Genomic DNA, 23,617 nt, shown 5'->3' on the forward strand with positions numbered 1-23,617 from the left:
TTTTGCTCGGATCGCTTTGCGACGATCCTCGCAGAAAATTCGTTGTCGCGCCAAGGCGCTTCAACAATTTTTGTTGACGTTTTGCTGTTCAGTTTTCAAGGTTCAGGTTTTCATTTTGTTAACGCCGCGCTCATTGGCGACTTTATTAATATATCCTACTTCCGAAACGTTGTCAATACTATTTCAAAATATTTTTTCGCTCGTCTTAAGGACATGTATAAATATAAACCGCCACGCGGATAAAATCAACCCTTTTTCTTAAAAAAGATTGATTTTATTTTTTCGTAATCTGCAACGAACAAAATAATCCCCGCCAATACTACACTTCCGCCAATAATCTGGCTTAAGCTCAACACCTCTCCCAGTATGAAATAAGCTAATACAGCAGCCCCCACTGGCTCAAATAAAATGGCAATTGAAATCACGTTCGTACTTACCCACTTCAGCGCCCAATTAAATAAAGTATGTCCGAGCAAGTTAGGGATTATTGCCAACAATAAAAACCACATCCACTCAGATGCTGGATAAGGACCAAATGATTCTCCTTTGAATACGATATAGAAGAATAACGTTATGGTACTAAAACTATAAACTACAAAAGTATATGTAATTAACGACAGCCTCTTCCTAACATCCTGCCCAAATAGAAGATAAGCAGTTATTAAAGCGCAGGCAATCAGAGCTAATATATCTCCATACAATGCTAATCCGCTGACTTTAAAATCTCCGTAGCCGATTAAAACACTTCCGAGCACCGCAATCATTCCAGATAATAATGTCTTTAGAGAAATTTTCTCTTTGAAAAAGAAATAGGTACCGGCAAAAGCAAACAAAGGTTGCAGCGTAACAAGCACAGTAGAGCTTGCGACGGAAGTATAGTTCAATGATTCGAACCATAAGATAAAGTGAAAAGCCAAGAAAATACCTGCGATCGAAGTAAAAATCCAATCTCTTTTGCTTAGCTTTTTGATTTCATGGGTATATTTCATAAAGAAGATTGGGCTCATGATGAGAATTGAAAATAACATTCGGTAAAATGCGGTGACTCCAGAGTCCGCAGATGTCATTTTTACAAAGATTGCTGAGAGAGCAACTGAAAAAACACCGATGATGATGGGAATAAAGGGATGAACCGCTGGTCTTTCCATATTGACGCCTCTTTTCTATATAAGTTCTGTTTGAAAATACATAGTGGATTTCACACTTTTAATAGTGTGACACGTCCAATCTTCTTTTTCAATACTCGAAACGAAAGGAGGCTAAACATGTGGATCTTTTTTCTTCTCTTGAAGTTTTCTCGCTTGAAACTTTTCTGAAATTATTTTTAGCCGCTTTATTAAGTTTAATAATCGGCTTAGAGAGGGAATTAAAAAGAAAGCCTGTAGGTTTAAAGACGAGCATTGTCATCGCCACCTTCAGTTGTTTGTTGACCATCATCTCTATTGAGTCTGCGTATATTGCAAAAGGAAGCGAGCATGACAACGTAAATATTACAATGGATCCACTTCGTTTAGCAGCTCAAATAGTTTCTGGCATTGGTTTTCTTGGAGCTGGTGTTATATTAAAGCGAGGCAATGATTCGATCTCCGGGTTAACAACTGCAGCGATGATTTGGGGAGCCGGCGGAATTGGCATTGCGGTAGCAGCAGGTTTTTATATTGAAGCCGCTGTCTCTGTACTGATTATTCTGATTGGGATTGAGCTCGTCCCTCCCCTGCTCTTCAAATACGGTCCGAAGCGGCTACAGATGATTGAGGCAATCATCAAGATTATTGTTACTGAAAAAAACTCAATCGCTTCAATAGTAGAAGATATAAAAAAAGTTGGTGTCGTGATCGAGACTCTTTCTATTTCCGATCAACAGGAAAAGGGCGAGCCGCAAAAACATGAATTGATTATGCGGACCTCCTTTTCACAGGACAAACAAACACTTTTTCTTTATCAAACGATCGGTTCGATCGACTATGTTGAACAAGTGACGATTGAGTTAATTAATTAAGGAGGAAATGGAATGGCAGAATTTTTTGGATTACTTAAGAACGGAAACAAACCATCGCTGTACGCAGCCATCACAAATACGTTTATCGCAATAATGAAAGGTGTAGCTTTCTTTTTTACAGGAAACGTTGCCATGTTTGCGGAAACGATGCACTCGATCGGTGACGCAGCGAATCAATATTTCGTCTTTATCGGTTCAGCGTTATCAAAAAAAGCCCCTACCAAACAATTTCCTAATGGGTTTGGCCGGTTGTTGAATATCGTTCTGCTTGGTGCCGTCCTGATTGTTGGAATCATGGCTTATGAAACGATCGTCGAAGGCTGGCATCAAATGACTCAACCGGTTGAAGCAGAAGGATTCATCATCAGTGTTGTGGTGTTATCAATTGCCATTATTTTAGAAACTTTCGTTCTATATAAAGCCGGAAAAGAAATTCTTCATGAAGCAGGCGTCAAAGGTGGAGCAATGGCTCCATTGACAACAAGTTTTGCTCATATGGATCGCGCAAAGCCTGCAACGAAACTTGTGTTTATGGAAGACTTAGTTGCAACTGCCGGTGGTCTACTCGCTTTGATCGCTGTATTGATCGCCCATTATACCGGCTTCCTTGCAGTTGAAGGTGCTGCATCGATCGCCATCGGGTTAATGATGTTTTACGTCGTGATGAAAGTATTTCTTGAGAATGCGCGTGGAGCTATCGGAGAAACCGATGAACAGATGGTTAACCATATCGCCCATTTACTGAGTGAACATCCGGATGTAAGAGATATCCGTAAGCTGGAAGTGGTCAAGGAAGGTGAATTTCTTCATGTAGAGACGAAAGTTGAAGTTAATCCTTCACTAAGTGTCGCAGAAGCAGATGAACTTCAAGATCGTATAGCCGAGGTGCTGTTAAGTCAGCCAAGTGTCAATGACGTCGTTGTCTCGTTAGATGCAGATGACGGAGTGAAACATTGGACGCATGTAAGTAAACGCCCTGAATCCATGCCTCCAGTAACCGAATAATTAAAAAAGCTTGAGCGCAATTTTATGCGCTCAAGCTTTTTTTATAGAGATGCTTGCAGTATTTCTTTCACATCTTCATCTTTCAACTTCGTAAAGTTGCCGAATTCCCCATAAACCATCGCTTTTTCAACCATTAAATCGATTTTAGTATCATCGATATTGTAGTCAACCAAACGCGTCGGAGCTCCAAGTGATGTCCAGAAATCCCGCAAACGGTCAATTCCTTCAAACGCTATTTCTTCTTCAGTCTTTCCTTCAGGATTCACATCGAAGACGCGAACAGCCATTTGAGCGAATCTGGAAGGATTAACTTTTACATTGTGGCGCATCCACTGCGGAAAAAGAATCGCAAGGCCACCCGCATGAGGAATATCATAGACAGCAGACACCGCATGTTCGATATTATGCGTAGCCCAGTCTCCATTATAACCCATTTGCAAGAAGTTATTCAGCCCCATCGTACCGGCGAATAAAATCGTTTCCCGGTGTTCGTAACTTTGTAGATCTTCCATTAGTTTTGGCGCAGTTTCAATAACTGCCTTTAATACACCTTCACACATCCGATCTTGGACCGGTGTGTTTGTAGCATTGTTAAAGTATTGTTCAAAAATATGCGACATCATGTCAACAATTCCATAGACCGTGTGATTTTCAGGCACTGACATGGTATAAGTCGGATCTAATATCGAAAATTTCGGAAAAGAAAAAGGACTTCCCCACCCATATTTTTCTTGCGTTTCTTCATTAGTGATAACAGATCCGGCGTTCATTTCAGAACCTGTAGCCGCAAGGGTCAATACCGTTCCGAATGGCAAAGCACTTTTCGGCTGCGCTTTACGTGATACGAAGTCCCAAGCATCGCCTTCATATGTAGCGCCACAAGCTATCAGTTTGGTGCAATCGATAACAGAACCGCCGCCCACAGCCAGCAGCATCTCAATTCCTTCTTTTTTGCAGATTTCGATCCCTTTTCGCGCTGTTGAAATGCGGGGATTCGGCTCCACTCCTGATAATTCAAAAATTTCAAGCCCTGCTTCACCAAGAGTTTGCATTACTTCATCGTATATGCCATTTTTCTTGATGCTGCCTCCACCGTATACAACCAGGACTTTCTTGCCGTATTTAGGCAATTCTTTCTTTACTGCGGCCAATTGGCCTTTACCAAAAATTAACTTAACAGGATTATAAAACGAAAATGCATTCATTTTTCAGCCTCCTTTTCAAACTCTATTATGTCTATTCTATGAAAAAAACGCAAAAATTTGGATTAAAAAAACCGCTCAGGAAACTCCCAAGCGGTTTATCTTCTATTTTATACCCATCCACGGAAGCGGGCAGCTTCTGCAGTTCTTCGGACACCCACCATATAGGCAGCTAAGCGCATGTCAATATTGCGCGTAGTAGCTACATTGTAGATATTTTCAAATGCATCAACTAATTTTTTAGTTAACTTTTCATCGACTTCTTCTTGTGTCCAGTAATAACCTTGGTTGTTCTGAACCCATTCAAAGTAAGAAACAGTTACTCCACCAGCGCTTGCCAGTACATCAGGAACCAGCAGGATTCCACGATCAGATAGAATCTTCGTTGCTTCTGCAGTAGTAGGGCCGTTTGCAGCTTCCACTACAATAGAAGCTTTGATGTTTGGTGCGTTTTCTGCAGTGATTTGATTAGAAATCGCAGCAGGCACAATAATGTCGCAATCCAATTCAAACAATTCTTTATTGGTAATCGTATTTTCAAACAATGTAGTCACTGTACCAAAACTGTCGCGGCGATCGAGCAAATACTCAATATCCAAACCATCTGGATCGTGAAGGGCACCGTAAGCATCGGAAATACCAACAATTTTCGCACCTTGATCATGCAAGAATTTCGCTAAGAAACTGCCTGCGTTTCCGAAACCTTGAATAACAACTCTAGCGCCTTGCATTTCCAAACCGCGTTTTTTAGCAGCTTCATTAAGAACAATCGTTACTCCTTGAGCTGTTGCTTTGTCCCGGCCTTGAGAGCCTCCTAGAACAATCGGTTTTCCGGTAATAAATCCAGGAGAGTTGAATTCATCAATTTTGCTGTATTCATCCATCATCCAAGCCATAATTTGAGAATTCGTAAACACGTCCGGTGCCGGGATGTCTTTGTTCGGTCCTACGATTTGGCTAATAGAACGCACATACCCACGGCTCAATTTCTCAATTTCATGCATTGACATTTCACGGGGATCGCAAATAATGCCGCCTTTACCGCCGCCGTATGGCAAATCAACGATTCCGCATTTCAGTGTCATCCACATAGATAATGCTATAACTTCTTCACGGTTCACTTCAGGATGGAAACGAATTCCACCTTTCGTTGGTCCTACTGCATCGTTGTGCTGTGCACGGAACCCGGTAAACACTTTTGTTTTTCCATCATCCATACGTACTGGAATACGGACTTCCATAATTCGCATCGGTTCTTTTAGAAGTTCGTACATCGCTTCTTCATATCCAAGTTTATCCAAAGCAGTTTTAATAACACTCTGCGTTGAAGTCAACAAATTCAAGTTTTCAGCCATTGTTTTAATTCGCCTCTTTATATTTATAGTTATAACTCCGCAACTAGTGTAACATAATTGAGTTTATATTTGTCAGCCAGTTCTTATTTTAAGAAGACTTTTTGAATGCGCTCAATTGCCCAGTCCAAGTCTTCTTTTGAAATAATCAGCGGTGGAGCAAAACGGATGACTGTGTCATGAGTTTCTTTGCACAGTAAGCCAAGTTCTTTCAATTGTTCGCAATATGGACGAGCTTCTTCTGTCAGTTCCATTCCGATGAATAAACCGCGTCCGCGAACTTCTTTAATAGAAGGATGATCGATTTCACGCAATTTGCCCATGAAATATTCTCCTAGTTCAAGTGAACGATCTGCCAGTTTCTCTTCTTGCAGCACTTCCATCGAAGCAATTGAAACAGCACACGCAAGCGGATTTCCGCCAAAAGTAGAACCGTGTGAACCTGGGTTAAAGACACCAAGGATTTCATGGTCAGCTACCACGCAAGAAATCGGGAATACTCCGCCGCCCAACGCTTTTCCAAGTATGTACATATCTGGATTTACATCTTCCCATTCACAAGCAAACATTTTACCGGTACGCGCAAGACCGCATTGGATTTCATCGGCAATGAACAGGACGTTGTTTTCACGGCAAAGTTCTCTTGCAGCTTTCAAGAAACCTTCTTCCGGCATAATGATTCCAGCTTCGCCTTGAATAGGCTCAATCAAGAATGCAGCTGTGTTCGGCGTGATGGCATTTCTTAAAGCTTCTAAATCACCGTAAGGAATCAAGTTGATGCCTGGAAGCATCGGCCCAAACCCTTTACGGTATTCAGGATCTGACGATAATGAAACAGCAGTCATTGTACGGCCATGGAAATTCCCGTTGCAGGCAATGATTTCTGCTTGGTTTTCTTCAACGCCTTTAACATCATAAGCCCAGCGGCGGGCTGCTTTGAAAGCGGTTTCCACTGCTTCCGCACCCGTGTTCATCGGCAATGCCATTTCCTTGCCTGAAATATTGCAGATCATTTCATACCATGGAGCGAGCATATCGTTATGGAAAGCACGAGAAGTCAAAGTCACACGGTCCGCTTGATCTTTTAATGCCTTGATAATTTTAGGGTGGCGATGGCCCTGGTTAACTGCAGAATATGCAGAAAGCATGTCCATGAATTGATTGCCTTCCGGATCTTTTACCCAAACACCTTCCGCTTCAGTAATAACGATTGGAAGTGGATGATAGTTGTGAGCACCGTACTTTTCAGTTTTTTCAATAATTTGCTGTGTTTTTGTCATGTTATTTCCTCCTTTTTTAAAAAAGGCAGACGTTACGTCTGCCTCTTTATGAATTACTATAACATTTACCGAATAATTATAACATCTCTGAAGTTGTTTTGGCTTGCAGGTGAAGCGTCAGGTAATCCGGACCGCCTGCTTTTGAATCCGTACCAGACATATTGAATCCGCCAAATGGCTGGTATCCAACAATAGCGCCTGTGCATCCGCGGTTGAAGTAAAGGTTACCGACATGGAAATCTTCACGTGCTTGCTCTAGGTGTTCACGGTTGTTTGTGATGACCGCTCCAGTCAAGCCGTATTCAGTGTTGTTGGCAATTTCAATCGCTTCAGTGAAGTCTTTTGCTTTTGAAATGCCGATAACTGGCCCGAAAATTTCTTCTTGCATGATGCGTGATTTTGGATCAAGGTCAGCAATGATTGTCGGGTTAACGAAGTAACCTGTTGAGTCATCTCCAGTACCACCAGCAACTAGACGGCCTTCCCCTTTTCCAATTTCAACATAGTCCATGATTTTCTTGTATGCCGCTGCATCAATCACTGGTCCCATGAAGTTGTTCTGGTCAACCGGGTTGCCGATTGTCAATTCGCCCGTCAATTCAATGACACGGTCCAACACTTGGTCATATACATCTTCAACGATGACTGCACGTGACGCTGCAGAACATTTCTGTCCGCTGAATCCGAATGCAGATTTCACGATGGTCTGAGCCGCAAGTTCAAGGTCTGCTTCTTTATCCACGACCATAGTATCTTTCCCGCCCATTTCAGCAATTAAACGTTTCATCCAGATTTGTCCTTCATTTACTTTAGAAGAACGTTCTGCAATGCGAAGTCCGACTGCACGTGAACCAGTGAAAGAGATAAAGCGAGTTTGTGGGTGATCAACAAGGTAATCCCCTACTTCAGCGCCAGGTCCTGGAATGAAGTTGACAACGCCTGCCGGCATTCCCGCTTCTTCTAGAACTTCGATGAATTTATAAGCGACAACCGGAGTTGTAGAAGCCGGCTTCAATAGTACTGTGTTTCCAGTTACCATAGCAGCTACAGTCGTACCAGCCATGATAGCGAAAGCGAAGTTCCAAGGTGAAATGACAACGCCGACGCCTAAAGGAATGTAATCATAACGGTTGTATTCGCCCGGACGGCTCATAACAGGCATGCCGTCTTTTAAACGAAGCATTTGGCGAGCATAGTATTCCAGGAAGTCGATTGCTTCTGCTGTATCTGCATCCGCTTCGTTCCAAGGCTTCCCTGCTTCTTTTGTTAATAGAGCTGAGAATTCGTGTTTGCGGCGGCGAATAATTGCTGCTGCTTTGAATAGCACATCTGCACGTACTTCAGGTTTTACTTTTTTCCAAGTTTTAAATGCTTCAAGAGCTGATTGCATCGCTTTTTCAGCTAATTCTTTATTAGATTTAGAAACGCGGCCAACGATTTCTTCTTTGTCAGCTGGGTTGAATGATACGATTTTGTCTTCAGTCATTACACGCTCTCCACCGATGATCAATGGGTAGTCTTGGCCTAAATATGCCTCAACTGTTTTCAAACCTGCTAGAAAAGCATTGCGGTTTTCTTCGATTGAGAAATCTGTAAATGGTTCATGTTTGTAGGGAATCATGTAAATCCTCCTTGAATTTTGTAGGTGTGCAAAAAAAATTTGCACTTCTAATATCTTTACATATATAATAATGCAAAAGATTGTTGCATTAATCAAGCATTTTCTATCAAAAAGCTAAAATAATTTTGAGGTGATAGTATTGACCAGCGAAGAGATGGACATGACGCCTTTTTTAAAATTCGCTGCTGAGCATGTAGCGGTTGGCATTCATGCAGTTGACCTGAAAGGCAAGACCATTTTATACAATAATAAAATGAAAGAAATTGAAGGATTCGACTTTGAAGAATTGGTTGACCGCTCCTTGTTGGAAATGTTCCGTTTTGACCAGCATGAAAGTACACTGCTTCAAGTGCTGCAAACAGGAGAAGCTGTTTTTAATGCGAAACAAACGTACTGGAACCGCAAAGGACAGCAAATTACGACTCTAAATGATACTTATCCCATTTATTCAAAAGGAAAGTTAATCGGAGCGATGGAAATGTCCCGGGATGTTACGACGCTTGAGAAAGTCGTGTACCAGCCATTGAAAAAATATGAAGAACCGATTACCTTCAACAGCATTACAGCTGTTTCGAATAGCATGAAAAAAGTGCTCGAAACCGCCGAGAAAGCGGCTGCCACCAAATTGCCGGTGTTATTGATTGGTGAGTCCGGCACCGGAAAAGAACTCATTGCCGAAGCCATCCACTGGGCCTCTTCATCGAAAGGACAGCTTTACACCCTTTATTGCCACGGTACAAATGGAGAACTGATTGATCAATTAAACAAGAACTTGTCCGGCACCTCCGGCGGTACGATTTATTGTGAACGCATCGATTTATTATCGAGGCCATTGCAAATCGAGCTTTTGAAGATGGCTCAAGAACAGATGAATGGCGATACGTATTTTATTGCAAGTGTCGGCGAAGATCCTGTAGAGCTGATTGCTTCGAATAAATTATCAAAAGAGCTTTATTACTTCTTTTCCGCAATGACCATCAAATTGGAACCGCTGCGGAACCGCAAAGAAGATATACAGCCTTTCATCGACGATTATTTATCGCGCCACCGCATGAATTTCGGCTCGATGGTTCGCGGATTAGATGATGAAGTAAAAAAACTATTTATGGCGTATGATTGGCCTGGGAATTTGAAAGAACTCGAACTTCTTTTGGATGAAATCACTTCTTTGATTACGACACAGGAATATATCAGCTTAAATTTGCTCCCCTCGCATTTCAAGTCGAAAACGATGAATAAAACCGCTTTGACCCCTGAAGATTTTATCATCCGTTCTGGCAAGGAATTACTGCCGCTTGATGACTATTTGTTTGAAGCGGAAATGTATTATTTGCAGAAGGCAATGGATCTTCATGGAGGCAATGTAACAAAAGCAGCAGCGGCTCTCGGCATGAGCCGGCAAAATCTGCAGTACCGCTTAAGAAAAATCAAAAAAAACGAAGCACAGACATGATGTCTGTGCTTCGTTTTGCATTTTCGGCTATATGGCCGACAGCGCTTTTCTTACTGTCTAGCTGCAACGGCCAGACTCTCGGGTCGTAAGCCGTTCCGCCTGTGTGGCTGAAAATACGCCACTTCGGCAGCCCGTCTTACGCCCGTCGAATCTAGACGGCCGTTTCCGCTTTTCTTACTGCCCTGAACGTTTGATCCATTCTTGCATTTTGTCTTTCAATGAGTTGAATCCTTCAGAATCATTTTCATTCACGTGTGATTGAAGTGATTGTTTTGGTTTTTCAGTGCGTTGAGCTGCTGGTGGCTGCTCTTGAAGTGCACGGATGGATAAGCTGATTTTTTTTGATTTTTCATCAACTTCCAATACTTTTACGTTCACTTCTTGGCCAACTGCCAAATATTCGCTTACTTCTTTTACGTAGCCGTGAGTGATTTCTGAAATGTGGACCAATCCTTGTGTTTGATCGTCCAATGCCACGAATGCCCCGTATGGCTGAATTCCTGTTACTTTACCTGTTACTGTGTCGCCTGCTTGATATGTTTTTGTCATGTTCTACCCGCTCCTATACTTATCTAATTATCCTGTACACCTATTGGCATCTGTATATTATAGCACAGTACTAGCCCTGTAGTAAAATCAGTACATATTTAAATCACCTATTTTCCAGCCTTTCTCGGTTTTCACCATAGTCAACTGGTTGCCGTTAAAGGGTTCATTTCCCCCCGGCTGCTGGTTTTCAAAATATAAAATTCCGGTTTCCGTATTAGGAATGAACCCGTAGTTGGCGGAATCCATAGAGAAAATCACCCGATTGGCCTCTGAAAGACCAGTCACTCCGCGCGATTCTATCTGTACTTCGAGAACTTCCGGTGCCTGCTGTGTTTCATTATCATACAAGGCAGACATTGTCCGGAAGTCATCCTTTTCTTTTGCCAACAAGAACATGCCGCCTATTTCACCAGGAGAAGCCACATTCAGTACGTCTTGTTCCAGGTCAGCAGAAAATCCGGCATAGAGGGATTCCACTTTTTTAGTGAAGCTTTGTCCTTTTTCTTCCAGATCATAGGATTCGTATAGATGATATTTTACGAGCCAAAGATCTTTTCCCGAAGTGACAAGCCCTGGCATATATTGCATCGGACCGTTTTCTTCAAAATAATTCAGAAATGGAAAAAGTTCCAGGTTTTTGCCTATTCTGTGCATATTCTCCGGACCTGCTTCAATCCATCTTATGCCTGCAAAGAAATCAGGCTGTTTTCTCCAAAAACGCAGGTAGTTTTCCAGCTCTGGTTTCGTGCCTTCGTCTGCCATTAAATGCCACATTGTCGCTGGATCTTCTTGTTGATTTGCATACTGAAACAAAATCAACGTATCCAATGGTGCGAGCCCTTTTAACAGGTTTTTATCATGCCCAGCAGAAAATGATTTATAGAGCTTGGCAATTACATTGAAATCATAATGCTCTATTTCAACTAGTTCCTTTTCAACTACGATGTCGCCATTCGGCAGCTTTTCTGCTAAGAGCCCCTTTTTTTCCATTTCCATCACTTCCATAATATCCTCATACGTTAGATTGTCATAGCTCTTGGATGAGGTCCAGCCACTGGCCTCCATTTCCTCCACAATCGGCAGCATTAGATAAAGCAGCGGATTGCCCGCCTGTGTGCTGAAAGTTTTCCAAGCCTGCTGATATTCTTCTTTCACTACTCCATGACTATCGAATATCGTTTGATCTTCCGTTCCTTTAAGCAACAGGAAGAAGGAATGCTGGAAAATGAAAGCAAATTCCTGATATAACCTTGATGAAGTCTTTGCTTCCACCAAGTTAAGTTCCATATGACTCAATATTTGCGTCATCTGCTCTGACGGCAGCAATAGCCCCTTGTCATCAAAATAAGGATCGTTCGCCAGAAGATTCAAATAAGCATTCGCCAAATAATCCTGATTCATTACATCACTTGAATACAGGGCTTCCAGATTTCGTCTCACTATAAATCGTTCTTCTGCCGGATGCTTAACAACCGTCAGCCCACGCTCCCTTAAAGATGCCAGCAAACTTTGCACTTCAACAGGCAAGCCCTTCGGCTGTGCCAGTAATTTTTCTGCAGATAAAAGTCCGTTGAACTTCACTAGTGCTAAAGCTTCCTCGTGCTGCACCAATACTTGCTCAGCCGAAATCAACAATTCTTTGGTTTTTGCTCCATAGCCATACAGGAATTCCAAGTTTTCTTCTCCAGTGAGGAAAACATCCTGCACCCCCATTGCCATTCCGTTAGGCGTATCGATTGCAAGCAGCAGCTTATCAACTTGCCGCTGCATCTTTTTCTTGTCATTCCCCATCTTTTCTATATTGCTTTCCTTAAATGTCCTCTTCATTAAAGCGTCCGCTTCTTTAACAAAAGCAAATTGCTCATATACTTCCGGATCCACCCCGAGGCGCGCAGGGGAAGATGCGCGAATATCATTGTATTTCGCACGCCATTGTTCCACCATTTTTGCTGTAACAGTTTCGTCAGCTTCTACTGAAGCCGGAGAATTGATGTTTGGATTGGGGTCATCAAACAGAAAAGATGCCCCGACCACTCCTGCCATGGCGATTCCTGCTAAGGCAAGCAGGACAGTCGAACGTTTGGCGGCCGGTCTTTTTCCATCAGCATCCATTGCGTCAGTCTGAATCTCCTCTTGTTGCTCATTTACAAAAAGGTCACTTTCAGAAAGCAAAAAAGGTATTCTAGCATATGATTTCCCCATGAATTCCAATCTTTTTTCTATCTGGGCATCGTTCTGCAAAGCTAATCGATCAGTTAATAAAGCGTTTGCTTGGACCATGTTTTCCTGGATTTGCTGCTCTGGCTTCCCCAAAATTCCGCTAACTTCCCGTAGGCTTTTCCCATAAAAATTAACCAATAGGAACGGAATCCGCTGCTGCTCATCCATTCCCTGTATTGCTTCATGGGTTTCTTGGTCTTCCTCAAATCGAATTGCTTCCATTTTTACAGGTTCCATAGCTTTTTCCGTGAATTCCCCAAGCAATTCAATGGCTGTTTGCCATAAGCTTTTTTCAGCATCTTCAAGCTTAATGTCACCTAATAATGAATATATATCCCGGAACACCGCTGTTTGATAAGCGCTAACCACATTTAAGGAGATGCCATTTTGAAATCCGAACCGGCCAATCAGAGCCTGCTTTGCCCAGCACCATTCGCTAAAAGCTTCACGGTCACCGGCTTTAGCGCGGAGAACTAGCTCATTTGTTTCCATTTACCCCTCTCCTTTTTTCATACTATTCTAACATTTCCTTTTTTTGTTTATTATACACGAAGAAAAAACTAGTAATTTACTTAAAGCTATTTTTTTTATTATTCCTCGTGTAGAATGAAAAAATGTTTAGAAATAGGAGTGAAGAAATGGAAAAACGCGAACAATGGACTTCCAAAATCGGTTTTATCCTTGCAGCTGCAGGGAGCGCCATCGGATTAGGCGCAATTTGGAAGTTCCCTTATGAAACTGGTTCAAATGGTGGCAGTGTCTTTATACTAATGTTCATTGTCAGTACGATTGCAATTGGCTTACCCATACTGTTAGCTGAGTTTGTTATTGGCCGGCGTGGCCAAGCGGACGCTGTATCAGGATTAAAAAAACAAGCACCAGGCAAGAAATGGTTTTTAATCGGCTGGTCTGGATTCTTTTTCTCTTTCATGATTTTGTCTTTTTACAGCGTAGTTGGCGGATGGATCTTATCCTACCTCGGCCGCTCTATATTGCTTCAATTATCAAACTTAGGCGATAATGATTTTGCCGATCTCTTTAACGGCATTATTGGAAACCCTCTGGAAGTGCTGATTGCTCAAGGAATGTTTATGTTCTTGACAATTTGGATTGTCCAAGGTGGAGTCCAAGCAGGAATTGAACGTGCCAGCAAAATTATGATGCCGGCATTATTGCTATTCTTCCTGGTATTGATGATCCGTTCATTGACACTTGATGGCGCCATGGAAGGCGTAAAATTCATGCTCGTTCCGGATTGGTCGTTCTTTACATTCGATACAGCCTTAACTGCACTTGGCCAAGCCTTTTTCTCACTCAGTGTCGGGGTTGCAGGCATGATTACATACGCTTCTTATTTATCAAAAGAAGAAGATTTGACCCGTTCTGCAATTAGTGTCGTTTCACTGAACATCATCATCTCTATTATGGCGGGCCTCATCATTTTCCCTGCCGTCTTTGCCCTCGGCTATTCGCCTGACCAAGGACCTGGATTGGTGTTCATTATTCTCCCGGCGATTTTCGACCAGCTCTTTATGGGAGAATTCCTCATGATCATTTTCTTTGTGCTTATGTTGTTTGCGACACTTACCTCTTCCATCGCAATGCTGGAAATCGTCGTATCAATTGGTGTAAAAAACAAATACGAACGCCGCCGGAAACTGGCATGGATGTATGGATTAATGATTTTCCTCGTCGGTATTCCAAGTGCTTTGTCGTTCGGCGTTATGTCTGAGCCGTTTTTATTCGGCTATATCTTCTTCGATTTCATCGATATTCTCACCAGTAAAATCGGCTTGCCGCTGGGCGCTCTATTCACTGCCTTGTTCGCCGGCTATGTTTTGACGAAAAAGGATGTCGAGTTGGAATTGGGAGGAGAGTCAAAGTGGGTCTCTATTTGGCGGGTGCTGGTGAGGTATGTGGCTCCAATTGCCATCATCATTGTCTTTATCCAAGGCATCCTGGATGTATTCTGAAAATAAATACCTTAATGTGCCATAATTTGAGTTATTGAGAAGACATGGTTGTGGTATTATTTTAATAAGCAATTGCAATGCTATGCAAAGGAGTGTATGAATATGAGAGAAGATTTGCACGCCCAATTAAAGTTCCTTCGGGAAGAGCGCCGTTTGTCATTGGATGAATTGGCATTGAAAGCACGCGTTGGCGTTGCTCGCCTCCAAGCTTACGAATCAGGGGAAGAAATACCATCTGTCCAAACCATTCTAAAGCTTTCCAATGCTTTAGAGGTACCGGCTTCTAATTTACTGGACTCATTAGAAGCAACCAAATAAAAAAGCTTTCGGCTGTATCAGCCGAAAGCTTTTTTATTTTAAATGATGCATTTTGCTTCATATTTTAAAGCAAGCAATTTATACGAGATTTCTACGCATTTCTCGAGTGGAATCCACTTTTTAAAAGAAAACTCGTAAATTCTTTGAATCTGTTTCGCTAAGTCAGAAGGATGGTCCAATATATGTAATTGAGCTACTACAGCGACAATTTCCGTGCCGTGTAACTCTTCGCTTACCGAAAAAGGGTTCCATTCTTCAAGGATTCTGCCTGCCCGCCGGTTCATTTCACTGGTTTCCATTTAATTTCACCTGACATTTCTATAGTATTAAAGGCAATGATATCATAGAAAACAAAAAAGAAAAGAGAGATATTCCGAGTATTTTGAAGATGGTCCGGAATCCTGCTGTTTAAAAAGACTGTCCTCAAGCTTTTTCCGGAATAGCAATGCTTCTTCCGTGTTGCTGATGTCTATAGATACTGGGCTACTATAACCTTCTAAGCAATAATGAAAAAGATTCAAACATTATTTCCAGCTAGGTGCAGCGGTGCTGGCCTAAACATAAAAAGAGGGGATCCGTTTTATGGAATTCCCCTCTTTTTATTATTGCTGAAGAATCTCGATTGATTCGATGGTAATGTCTTCGACGGGTCTGTCTTGTTGTGTTTCAGCAGCAGCAATCGCATCAACCACTTCCATTCCCTCTATTACTTGACCGAATACCGTATGGGCACCGTCAAGCCAAGGAGTTCCGCCTATTTCGCTATAAGCCTTTTTCACTTCTTCAGGATAATCGGACGGAATGTTGGTTTCCGGCACTTCACTCGCCTGGACGATAAAGAACTGGCTGCCATTTGTTCCAGGCCCGGCATTTGCCATGGAAAGCGCTCCACGGAAGTTATATAGATTATCGCTGAACTCATCTTCAAAAGGTTCACCGTAAATGCTTTCTCCTCCGCCTCCTGTACCGGTCGGATCACCGCCTTGCAGCATGAAATCTTCAATTACCCGATGGAACAGAAGTCCGTCGTAATAACCTTCCTCCGCATGTGTAAGAAAGTTTTCGACTGCCTTGGGAGCCAGTTCAGGGAACAGCTTAATTTGGATAGCGCCTTTCGATGTATTCATTTGCACCAAAGCTTCGTTCGGTGCCACTTCTTTAGTTAACTGAGGAAAACCTTCTACAGTTTTCGTTTCAGAAGCAGTTTCTGAAGATGTTTCCGTTTCTGTTGATGTCTCTTTTTTTGTTGTTTCATTTTCTGCATTGCAGGCTACTAGAAAAGCAGCCGCCAATACGGTTAACCATATCTTTTTTCTCATGTCATTCACCCCGCTTTATTTTAACATAAAAGTTTTTTGAAAACACTTGTAATTCACCTTCCTTTTTTCGAGTGACGAAATACATTATAATAGAACTAGATTCGCGGTTCAGAAAGAAGGGGTTCCGGATGAATAGGCAAAAAAAGAATTTCTTTATAATTATGTTTACTAATTTCTTGGTGGCCGGCAGTACAACGATGATCATGCCTTTTTTATCTCTTTATATTGAAACGCTTGGCGATTATTCAGATGCCTATGTTCAGCGCTGGGCGGGACTTGTGTTCGGGGTTACGTTTGTTGCCGCTTTTTTGATGTCTCCTATTTGGGGAAGAATTGCGGATAAATACGGTTACAAACCGATCTTAATCATCAACGGGTTCGGGATTGCCATCAGCATTTTCTTAATGGGAACTGCTGATTCCGTCCATGAATTGTTCTTTATCCGGCTATTTATGGGAGTGGTGACTGGGTTTATCCCGACTTCCCTCGCATTTGTCAGTTCACAAACGCCTAAAGAAGAAGCCGGCAAGACGCTTGGCACGCTTCAAATGGGCAGTGTGTCCGGCACATTGTTTGGTCCGGTAATCGGCGGCTTAATGGCAGATACGTTCGGTTTTATATATACATTCATCATCACATCCGCCGTAATCGGAATTGCAGCGCTGCTGGTAGTTGTTGGATTGAACGAAATCAAACGCGTCAAGAAAAAAGACGCTCATGTATACGCAAGAAAAACGATTATTCAAGGGATCATCAATCATCGCCTGCTGTTTAATGTCATGATTATCACTTCTTTAATCCAAATCGGCAACTTTAGCATTCAACCGTTATTATCTTTATATGTCGCGCAATTAACGGATGGGACACAAGTTGCGCTTTTAGCAGGAATAACTTTCAGTGCGACGGGTGTCGGCAATCTGCTGTTTGCCCGCCGTTGGGGACGTCTTGGCGACCAGATCGGCTACGAAAAAGTTTTGACGTTTTTACTGATTCTTGCTTTCGTCTTTATCATACCTCAAGCATTTGTCACTGAGCTTTGGCAATTGATGGTGCTGCGCTTGTTATTCGGCATTGCAGTCGGAGGCATGATTCCGACCACTACAGCGCTTATGAGAAGAGAAGCACCCATTGAAATCCAAGGAGAAATCATGGGGTATAATACAAGCTTCCGATTTTTAGGCAATATCATTGGCCCGATGTTTGGAGGAATTGTCAGCGGATTTATCGGAATTCCTTCCGTCTTCATAGTGACTGGCTCATTATTCCTGGTTTCATTTTTATTTTTAAAATACACCACTTCGAAACCCGAGCAGGATTTTGAAGATGTTTTGCTTGAACAAGAATTGAAATCCATGTAAGAAAAGTCGATTTTCATTAGAAAATCGACTTTTTTTATTATATTTTCCTAAGTCACAAATTTTTCTTAATTGAGTTTCTTCCTATTTCACATAAAGTGAAAATCCTAAGGGATAAGATACTGTTCCGTTTCTATCGGTGCAAATTCTGCTGATGTACGTTATAATTTCCTAAGAAAGTCATCACTTATCCGCTTGAAAGGAGGATTCATTTGTCACTTGTGTTTTTGATTTTCTTACCTATAATCGCAGCACTCTTCGTTCCGCTGTTGTTTAAAAAAATCGGCCAGATTCACACAGGCTGGTTTGTTTTGATTGTTCCAGTGATTTTATTCATTTATTACGCGACGCTGCTCCCTGTTACGATGGATGGCGACACGCGGGTCTCGGAATTTCAATGGATTCCTTCACTTGGCCTCTCATTCATAGCCTATCTGGATGGATTGAGCCTCCTGTTTTCGTTGCTGATTACAGGCATCGGATCTCTCGTCGTCTTATATTCGGTCTTTTACCTGGATAAAAAACGCGAACAATTACATAATTTCTACGTTTATTTATTGATGTTCATGACTGCCATGCTCGGTATCGTCCAGTCAGACCATATGATTTCCCTTTATCTTTTCTGGGAACTCACGTCGATTTCTTCGTTCTTATTAATCGGCTACTGGTATACACGCGACCGCTCCCGGTTTGGGGCATTGAAGTCGATGATGATCACAGTCTTTGGCGGCTTGATGATGCTTGGGGGTTTTGTGCTTCTCAGCATCATGGGCAATACTTATTCGATCCGGGAGCTCGTTTCCCAGGCTCCTGAACTTGTTAACCATGAGTTCTTTACTTGGGCTTTGGTGTTAATCTTGCTCGGTGCATTTACTAAATCCGCTCAATTTCCATTCTATATCTGGTTGCCGGATGCGATGGAAGCGCCGACTCCTGTAAGCGCTTATTTGCACTCTGCCACCATGGTAAAAGCGGGGCTTTATCTGGTCGCCAGGTTCACGCCCATCTTCGCTGCTTCCGGCACTTGGATTTGGCTCGTTACCGGAGTTGGGTTGTTCACCATGTTCTGGGGTTCATTCTTTGCATTGAAGCAGAAGGATTTAAAAGCGATTCTCGCTTTTTCAACAGTTTCCCAACTGGGATTGATCATGAGTTTATTGGGTGCTTCCGCACTCGGTTTCCATGTCGAAGACGCGGCTGGAACGGTCTTTAAATATGCCGCATTCGCAGCCATTTTCCACTTGGTCAATCACGCAGTATTTAAAGGCAGCCTATTCATGGTAGCGGGAATCGTCGATCATGAAACCGGCACACGCGATATCCGTAAACTGGGCGGTTTGATGAGCATTATGCCAATCAGCTTTACACTTGCAATGATCGGATCGTTCTCGATGGCAGGGATTCCGCTATTCGGCGGATTCTTGAGCAAGGAAATGTTTTTGACGGCTATGCTCGCTATTGCTGAATTCGATTTGTTCTCAATGGATGTATGGGGTGTCTTGTTCCCTGTAGTGGCATGGATTGGAAGTGTCTTTACGTTTGTTTACAGCTTCTATTTTGTGTTTCATACTTTTGCCGGCAAGCACCAACCGGAACAATTACCGAAACATGCCCATGAAGCGCCGATTGGCATGCTGGTATCCCCTGCTATTTTAGCAGCGCTTGTCATCACCATTTTCTTTATTCCGAATCTGGTTGGCGATTGGATTGTCAAACCTGCAGTATTGGCCATCCAGCCGTTTATGTATAGTTCTCCGGATGAAGTGGATATCTCTGTTTCTGCGTGGCACGGCGCCAATACAGAATTCTTTATGACACTCGGCATTTTTGCCTTAGGGGCTTTGCTGTTCTTGTCATTCCGCAAATGGAAGCGGGCATATGAAGTATTTCCCGATACCGTATCACTCAATCGCTTATACGATGCTTTTACATATTTGAGCGACGGCGGGGCAAACCGTTTTTCCGCAGTTTACATGACCGGCTTTATCCGCTCCTATTTGGTCTATATGTTCGGCTTCCTGGTAATCATTGTCTTAAGCACTTTGGTTCTTACAGAAGCCTTTGTCCTTGATTTGACCAATTCGGCACCAATCGGGATTTATGAGATTGTCATCGTCGCTGCCCTTGTCGGCGGCACTATCACGATTCTTGCTGCGAAGTCCAGGTTAACTGCCATTATTGCGCTCGGGGCTGTCGGTTATTCGGTGGCTTTGTTCTTCGTCATTTTCCGGGCTCCGGATTTGGCTTTGACTCAGTTGGTTATTGAAACCATTTCAGTAGCATTGTTCTTGCTGGCATTTTATCATTTGCCAAAAGTCAGCAAAAAAGAAGAACGCATGCGTTTTAAACTCGGCAACGCAGTGATCGCCCTGGGAGTGGGTATAACTATGACCCTCGTCGCCCTTGCCTCCCATTCTCAAAAAATCCTGCCTTCAATTTCACAATACTATAAAGAAACCGTTTATTCTGAAGCGGGCGGCGGTAATATCGTCAATGTTATTTTAGTCGATTACCGTGGATTTGATACACTGTTCGAGATTACTGTTCTAGGAATCGCCGGGATTGCGATTATCACCATGATTAAACTCCGTTTAAGCAAAAAGGAGGAGCAACATGAAAACAAATGATGTGATGCTTCAAACCGCTACTAAAGTGGTGACGTTTATCATTTTGATGTTCGCTATCCACATTTTCTTTGCAGGGCATTACACCCCTGGCGGCGGTTTTGTCGGCGGGCTTTTGACAGCGAGCGCTATCGTGTTGTTGATGCTTGCTTACGATATTGAAACGGTAAAAAAAATCATTCCGTTCAACTATGTAATGATGACAGCTATAGGCTTATTGCTGGCTCTCGGAACTGCGAGTGCTTCCATTTTCTTTAATGTTCCGTTCTTTACGCATGCTTATGATTATTTTGATTTGCCGCTTTGGGGTGAAACGTCCTTGCATTCAGCTGCTTTGTTTGACCTAGGCGTTTACTTGGTTGTTGTTGGAGTTACGATGACCATTATTCAAACGATTGGAGAGGATGAATAATGGAAATTATTATGTCGGTTGTCATCGGCTTTTTGTTTATGGCAGCTGTCTACTTGATGCTTTCGAAAAGTTTGATCCGCATTATTATCGGTACCGGTTTGCTTAGCCATGGCGCCCACTTGTTGATTTTGACAATGGGCGGGCTTGGTGGAACCGCCCCCCCTGTTGTTGCTGAGGGAGTAAGTATTTCAGATTATGTCGATCCCCTTCCACAAGCGCTTATTCTAACGGCGATTGTTATCTCATTTGCGGTGACTTCATTTTTCCTGGTCCTTGCTTACCGCTCTTATCAGGAGCTTGGCACCGATAACGTGAATTTAATGAGAGGAACTGAAGACAATGATTAACTTACTTCTATTTCCTGTCTTAATTCCGTTGCTATTTGCTGCGATTTTGCTGTTTTTCCCTAAAAATATCCGCATGCAGCGAAGCATCGCTGCTCTAGGTGCCGGATTGGCATTAATCGCAGTCTTATTCTTAATAGCTAAAGTGAAGACAGATGGCATCCAAGCCGTTACACTCGGCAGTTGGGATGCGCCTTTTGGCATCACGATGGTATCCGACTTATTTTCCGCTTTACTAGTACTAAGCGCGACAGTCATTACCCTATTCATAATTTTTTATAGCTTTCCGACAATTGGCGTGGAGCGGGAGCAATCGTTTTATTACCCGGCAGTGCTTTTCCTGCTGACTGGTGTAAACGGCGCTTTTACTACTGGAGATATCTTTAACTTATTTGTTTTCTTTGAAGTATTATTGATGTCATCGTATATGCTGATTGTCCACGGCGGACAAAAGCCGCAATTGCGCGAGACGATCAAATACTTGCTTGTTAACATCATTTCTTCCGCTTTATTTGTATCCGCTGTTGCTTTTTTGTATTCCGTTACGGGAACATTGAATATGGCTGATTTAGCCGTGAAAATACCGCAAATTGAGGCTACTGGAATCCTGACGGTCATAGCCGTCCTGTTCCTGATTGTATTTGGCTTTAAGGCAGCTATTTTCCCGTTATATTTCTGGCTGCCGGGCGCTTATTACGCCCCGCCAATCCCTATCTTAGCTTTGTTTGGTGCTTTGCTGACCAAAGTCGGGGTTTATGCAATCATGCGTACATATACGTTATTTTTCACAATGAATACAGATTTCACACATGAATTGCTGGCCATTATCGCAATCTTGACGATTCTTGCAGGCTGCATCGGCGCTTTGGCCTATTTTGATGTCAAGAAAATCATTATTTATAACATCATTATTGCAGTCGGTGTCATTTTGTTCGGCGTTTCTCAATTAAATGAAGCCGGTGTAAATGGGTCCATCTTCTATTTGATCCATGATATGCTGATCAAAGCAGCTTTGTTCTTCTTAGTCGGGATTATAGCAGTCATTTTCGGCACATCGAACTTGCGCCAAATGGGCGGGTTGATGAAGACCTATCCGGTTCTCGGCTGGGTTTACCTGATTACCGCTTTCGGATTGGCAGGAATTCCACCGCTTAGCGGGTTCCCCGGTAAATTACTGATTGTCCAAGGCGGTTTTGAAGGTCCGCAATTCTGGGGAAGCATCGTTATATTAGTCACCAGCTTGCTGGTACTGCTGAGTGTTATCCGCATTTTCGTTTATGCTTTCTGGGGAGAGCCGGTTGAAACCGTGCCGCTCAAAAAATCGACTTACCGCCAAATGATGATTCCTTCAGTGCTTTTGGTCGTGCTCACTGTGTTCCTAGGGGTCGGCGCTGAATTGTTCATGCCGTTTATCAGCGGTGCAGGTGAAGTTCTATTAAATCCATCCATCTATATAGATGCGGTATTAAAGGAGTAGATGAAGATGGCATTGCAAATTTTACTTAATTTCTTTTTAGCTGGTGTTTGGATGTTCATGACCAACGCATTTACTCCTACAGGTTTTGCAATAGGCTTTATCGTAGGATTGCTGCTTATCATTCTAATGCGCAGATTCTTTTCCTACCGGCTGTATACTTCAAGGGTTTGGGCAGTCATTTCTCTGTTCTTCCTGTTCTTAAAAGAATTGATCCTTTCAAGTTTTTCAGTGTTTATGCTGGTTATTCAACCGCGTTTGAATATACGTCCGGCAATTTTCGAACTGGAAACCGAATTGAAGCATGACTGGGAAGTGACTTTGCTTTCCGCATTAATCACTTTAACTCCTGGAACTTTGGTCGTCGGCATTTCAGATGATCAAAAACGGCTTTACATTCATGCGATTGATTTCGAGGATATTGACGATGCGGTCTCATCGATCAAAAACACGTTTGAACGTGCAATTTTGGAGGTGAGCCGGCCTTGATGATGTTTTATTGGATATCCCTTTTGATTATCAGTTTTGCTTTTGCCGGCTTGCTGTACCGCCTGGTAAAAGGGCCTACTGTCGCTGACCGGGTGGTTGCGCTTGATGCCCTTGGCGTAGCGCTTGTTTCCATAGTGGCTTTGTTGTCACTGATAATCGGAACTGAGTTTTTCCTGGAAATCATTTTGTTATTGAGCATCTTGTCTTTTATCGGGACAACTGCTTTTGCGAAGTTTATTGAGAGAGGAGAGATTTTCGATCGAAACAATAATCGTTAATATCCTCATCATCATATTAATCAGCACTGGGGTCATTTTTAGTGCCGTTACAGCTCTCGGGCTGGTTCGGCTTCCTGATGTCTATACACGGACGCATGCAGCTTCTAAGAGCTCTACACTTGGGGTGATGGGCATTCTGGCTGGAACGTTCATTCATTTCTGGCTGATTGAAGATCACTTTAATCCACAGCTGATCATCGCGATTGCCTTTCTGTTCATCACTTCTCCTGTAGCTGGCCATCTAATTGGCCGGGCATCTTATATTTCTGGCATTCCATTAGCTAAAGAAACTGTTCGGGATGATATGAAAGCTGTTGTCGAAAAAAAGTTAGACGAAAAAAAATAAAACA

23 protein-coding genes are annotated in these 23,617 nt (G+C 42.6%); 14 read left to right on the forward strand and 9 right to left on the reverse strand.

What is annotated here, in order from left to right; genetic code table 11:
- Positions 1-243 (forward strand): hypothetical protein (locus tag ACSFXN_RS16315; RefSeq protein ID WP_437151172.1); only part of this gene is annotated, 243 nt, incomplete at its 5' end.
- A gap of 2 nt (positions 244-245) precedes the next feature.
- On the opposite strand, the gene ACSFXN_RS16320 is transcribed toward ACSFXN_RS16315, so the two are convergent.
- Positions 246-1,148: a DMT family transporter gene (locus ACSFXN_RS16320; RefSeq protein ID WP_437151173.1), complete on the reverse strand. Its 903-nt coding sequence runs from the start codon at positions 1,146-1,148 to the stop codon at positions 246-248.
- A gap of 119 nt (positions 1,149-1,267) precedes the next feature.
- On the opposite strand from ACSFXN_RS16320, the gene ACSFXN_RS16325 reads away from it, so the two are divergent.
- Both ACSFXN_RS16325 and ACSFXN_RS16330 read left to right on the forward strand, forming a co-directional pair.
- Complete coding sequence (locus ACSFXN_RS16325) at positions 1,268-1,999, forward strand: MgtC/SapB family protein (RefSeq protein WP_300992152.1); 732 nt, start codon at positions 1,268-1,270, stop codon at positions 1,997-1,999.
- A 12-nt stretch (positions 2,000-2,011) separates the two neighbouring features.
- Positions 2,012-3,004 carry a cation diffusion facilitator family transporter gene (locus ACSFXN_RS16330; protein ID WP_437151175.1) on the forward strand — a complete coding sequence of 331 codons (993 nt, stop codon included), beginning with the start codon at positions 2,012-2,014 and terminating at the stop codon, positions 3,002-3,004.
- 41 nt (positions 3,005-3,045) lie between these two features.
- On the opposite strand, the gene ACSFXN_RS16335 is transcribed toward ACSFXN_RS16330, so the two are convergent.
- The 4 genes from ACSFXN_RS16335 to pruA form a co-directional block, all read right to left on the reverse strand.
- On the reverse strand, positions 3,046-4,209 hold the full coding sequence (locus ACSFXN_RS16335) for an iron-containing alcohol dehydrogenase (RefSeq protein WP_437151176.1): 1,164 nt from the start codon (positions 4,207-4,209) through the stop codon (positions 3,046-3,048).
- Positions 4,210-4,316: 107 nt separating this feature from the next.
- Positions 4,317-5,561 (reverse strand): Glu/Leu/Phe/Val family dehydrogenase, encoded by a 1,245-nt coding sequence (locus tag ACSFXN_RS16340; protein WP_437151178.1) that lies wholly within the window; start codon positions 5,559-5,561, stop codon positions 4,317-4,319.
- Positions 5,562-5,644: 83 nt separating this feature from the next.
- The gene (locus ACSFXN_RS16345; RefSeq protein ID WP_301857495.1) at positions 5,645-6,838 is read right to left on the reverse strand and encodes an ornithine--oxo-acid transaminase; all 1,194 of its coding nucleotides are present in this window, start codon (positions 6,836-6,838) and stop codon (positions 5,645-5,647) included.
- Between the two features lie 76 nt (positions 6,839-6,914).
- Positions 6,915-8,459: an L-glutamate gamma-semialdehyde dehydrogenase gene (pruA, locus tag ACSFXN_RS16350; protein ID WP_300992145.1), complete on the reverse strand. Its 1,545-nt coding sequence runs from the start codon at positions 8,457-8,459 to the stop codon at positions 6,915-6,917.
- A gap of 139 nt (positions 8,460-8,598) precedes the next feature.
- Between pruA and ACSFXN_RS16355 the strand changes: the two genes are divergently transcribed.
- Entirely contained in the window at positions 8,599-9,912 is a 1,314-nt protein-coding gene (locus ACSFXN_RS16355; RefSeq protein ID WP_437151179.1) for a sigma 54-interacting transcriptional regulator, read from the forward strand.
- 174 nt (positions 9,913-10,086) lie between these two features.
- On the opposite strand, the gene yugI is transcribed toward ACSFXN_RS16355, so the two are convergent.
- Both yugI and ACSFXN_RS16365 read right to left on the reverse strand, forming a co-directional pair.
- The gene (yugI, locus tag ACSFXN_RS16360; RefSeq protein WP_300992142.1) at positions 10,087-10,461 is read right to left on the reverse strand and encodes a S1 domain-containing post-transcriptional regulator GSP13; all 375 of its coding nucleotides are present in this window, start codon (positions 10,459-10,461) and stop codon (positions 10,087-10,089) included.
- Positions 10,462-10,548: 87 nt separating this feature from the next.
- Positions 10,549-13,173 (reverse strand): RNA polymerase sigma factor, encoded by a 2,625-nt coding sequence (locus ACSFXN_RS16365; RefSeq protein ID WP_437151180.1) that lies wholly within the window; start codon positions 13,171-13,173, stop codon positions 10,549-10,551.
- Between the two features lie 146 nt (positions 13,174-13,319).
- Between ACSFXN_RS16365 and ACSFXN_RS16370 the strand changes: the two genes are divergently transcribed.
- Both ACSFXN_RS16370 and ACSFXN_RS16375 read left to right on the forward strand, forming a co-directional pair.
- Positions 13,320-14,654, forward strand: a complete 1,335-nt coding sequence (locus ACSFXN_RS16370; RefSeq protein ID WP_437151181.1) for a sodium-dependent transporter — start codon at positions 13,320-13,322, stop codon at positions 14,652-14,654.
- A 102-nt stretch (positions 14,655-14,756) separates the two neighbouring features.
- Positions 14,757-14,972, forward strand: coding sequence for a helix-turn-helix domain-containing protein (locus ACSFXN_RS16375; RefSeq protein ID WP_244890342.1), 216 nt, complete (start codon positions 14,757-14,759; stop codon positions 14,970-14,972).
- Between the two features lie 38 nt (positions 14,973-15,010).
- Here the strand turns inward: ACSFXN_RS16375 and ACSFXN_RS16380 are convergent, their stop codons facing one another.
- Entirely contained in the window at positions 15,011-15,271 is a 261-nt protein-coding gene (locus ACSFXN_RS16380; protein WP_437151182.1) for a DUF1871 family protein, read from the reverse strand.
- A 303-nt stretch (positions 15,272-15,574) separates the two neighbouring features.
- Positions 15,575-16,291 (reverse strand): peptidylprolyl isomerase, encoded by a 717-nt coding sequence (locus ACSFXN_RS16385; protein WP_437151183.1) that lies wholly within the window; start codon positions 16,289-16,291, stop codon positions 15,575-15,577.
- A 128-nt stretch (positions 16,292-16,419) separates the two neighbouring features.
- Between ACSFXN_RS16385 and ACSFXN_RS16390 the strand changes: the two genes are divergently transcribed.
- The 8 genes from ACSFXN_RS16390 to mnhG all read left to right on the forward strand — a co-directional run bounded on the left by ACSFXN_RS16390 (position 16,420) and on the right by mnhG (position 23,613).
- On the forward strand, positions 16,420-17,649 hold the full coding sequence (locus ACSFXN_RS16390; protein ID WP_437151184.1) for an MFS transporter: 1,230 nt from the start codon (positions 16,420-16,422) through the stop codon (positions 17,647-17,649).
- Between the two features lie 209 nt (positions 17,650-17,858).
- Positions 17,859-20,273 (forward strand): Na+/H+ antiporter subunit A, encoded by a 2,415-nt coding sequence (locus ACSFXN_RS16395; protein WP_437151186.1) that lies wholly within the window; start codon positions 17,859-17,861, stop codon positions 20,271-20,273.
- On the forward strand, positions 20,260-20,682 hold the full coding sequence (locus ACSFXN_RS16400) for a Na(+)/H(+) antiporter subunit B (RefSeq protein ID WP_300992133.1): 423 nt from the start codon (positions 20,260-20,262) through the stop codon (positions 20,680-20,682). Before ACSFXN_RS16395 ends, ACSFXN_RS16400 begins: the two co-directional genes overlap by 14 nt.
- A complete protein-coding gene (locus ACSFXN_RS16405) occupies positions 20,682-21,029 on the forward strand; it encodes a Na(+)/H(+) antiporter subunit C (protein WP_437151188.1) in 348 nt (115 codons plus the stop codon). Before ACSFXN_RS16400 ends, ACSFXN_RS16405 begins: the two co-directional genes overlap by 1 nt.
- Complete coding sequence (locus ACSFXN_RS16410) at positions 21,022-22,503, forward strand: Na+/H+ antiporter subunit D (RefSeq protein WP_437151189.1); 1,482 nt, start codon at positions 21,022-21,024, stop codon at positions 22,501-22,503. Before ACSFXN_RS16405 ends, ACSFXN_RS16410 begins: the two co-directional genes overlap by 8 nt.
- Positions 22,504-22,509: 6 nt before the next feature.
- Entirely contained in the window at positions 22,510-22,989 is a 480-nt protein-coding gene (locus tag ACSFXN_RS16415; protein ID WP_437151190.1) for a Na+/H+ antiporter subunit E, read from the forward strand.
- Entirely contained in the window at positions 22,986-23,267 is a 282-nt protein-coding gene (locus ACSFXN_RS16420) for a Na(+)/H(+) antiporter subunit F1 (protein WP_437151192.1), read from the forward strand. Before ACSFXN_RS16415 ends, ACSFXN_RS16420 begins: the two co-directional genes overlap by 4 nt.
- Positions 23,215-23,613, forward strand: a complete 399-nt coding sequence (mnhG, locus tag ACSFXN_RS16425; RefSeq protein ID WP_437151194.1) for a monovalent cation/H(+) antiporter subunit G — start codon at positions 23,215-23,217, stop codon at positions 23,611-23,613. The genes ACSFXN_RS16420 and mnhG overlap by 53 nt, the downstream gene beginning before the upstream one ends.
- Positions 23,614-23,617 lie beyond the last annotated feature (4 nt).

The sequence above is a fragment of the Planococcus sp. 1R117A genome (assembly GCF_051417975.1).
Taxonomy (GTDB): Bacteria; Bacillota; Bacilli; order Bacillales_A; family Planococcaceae; genus Planococcus; species Planococcus shenhongbingii.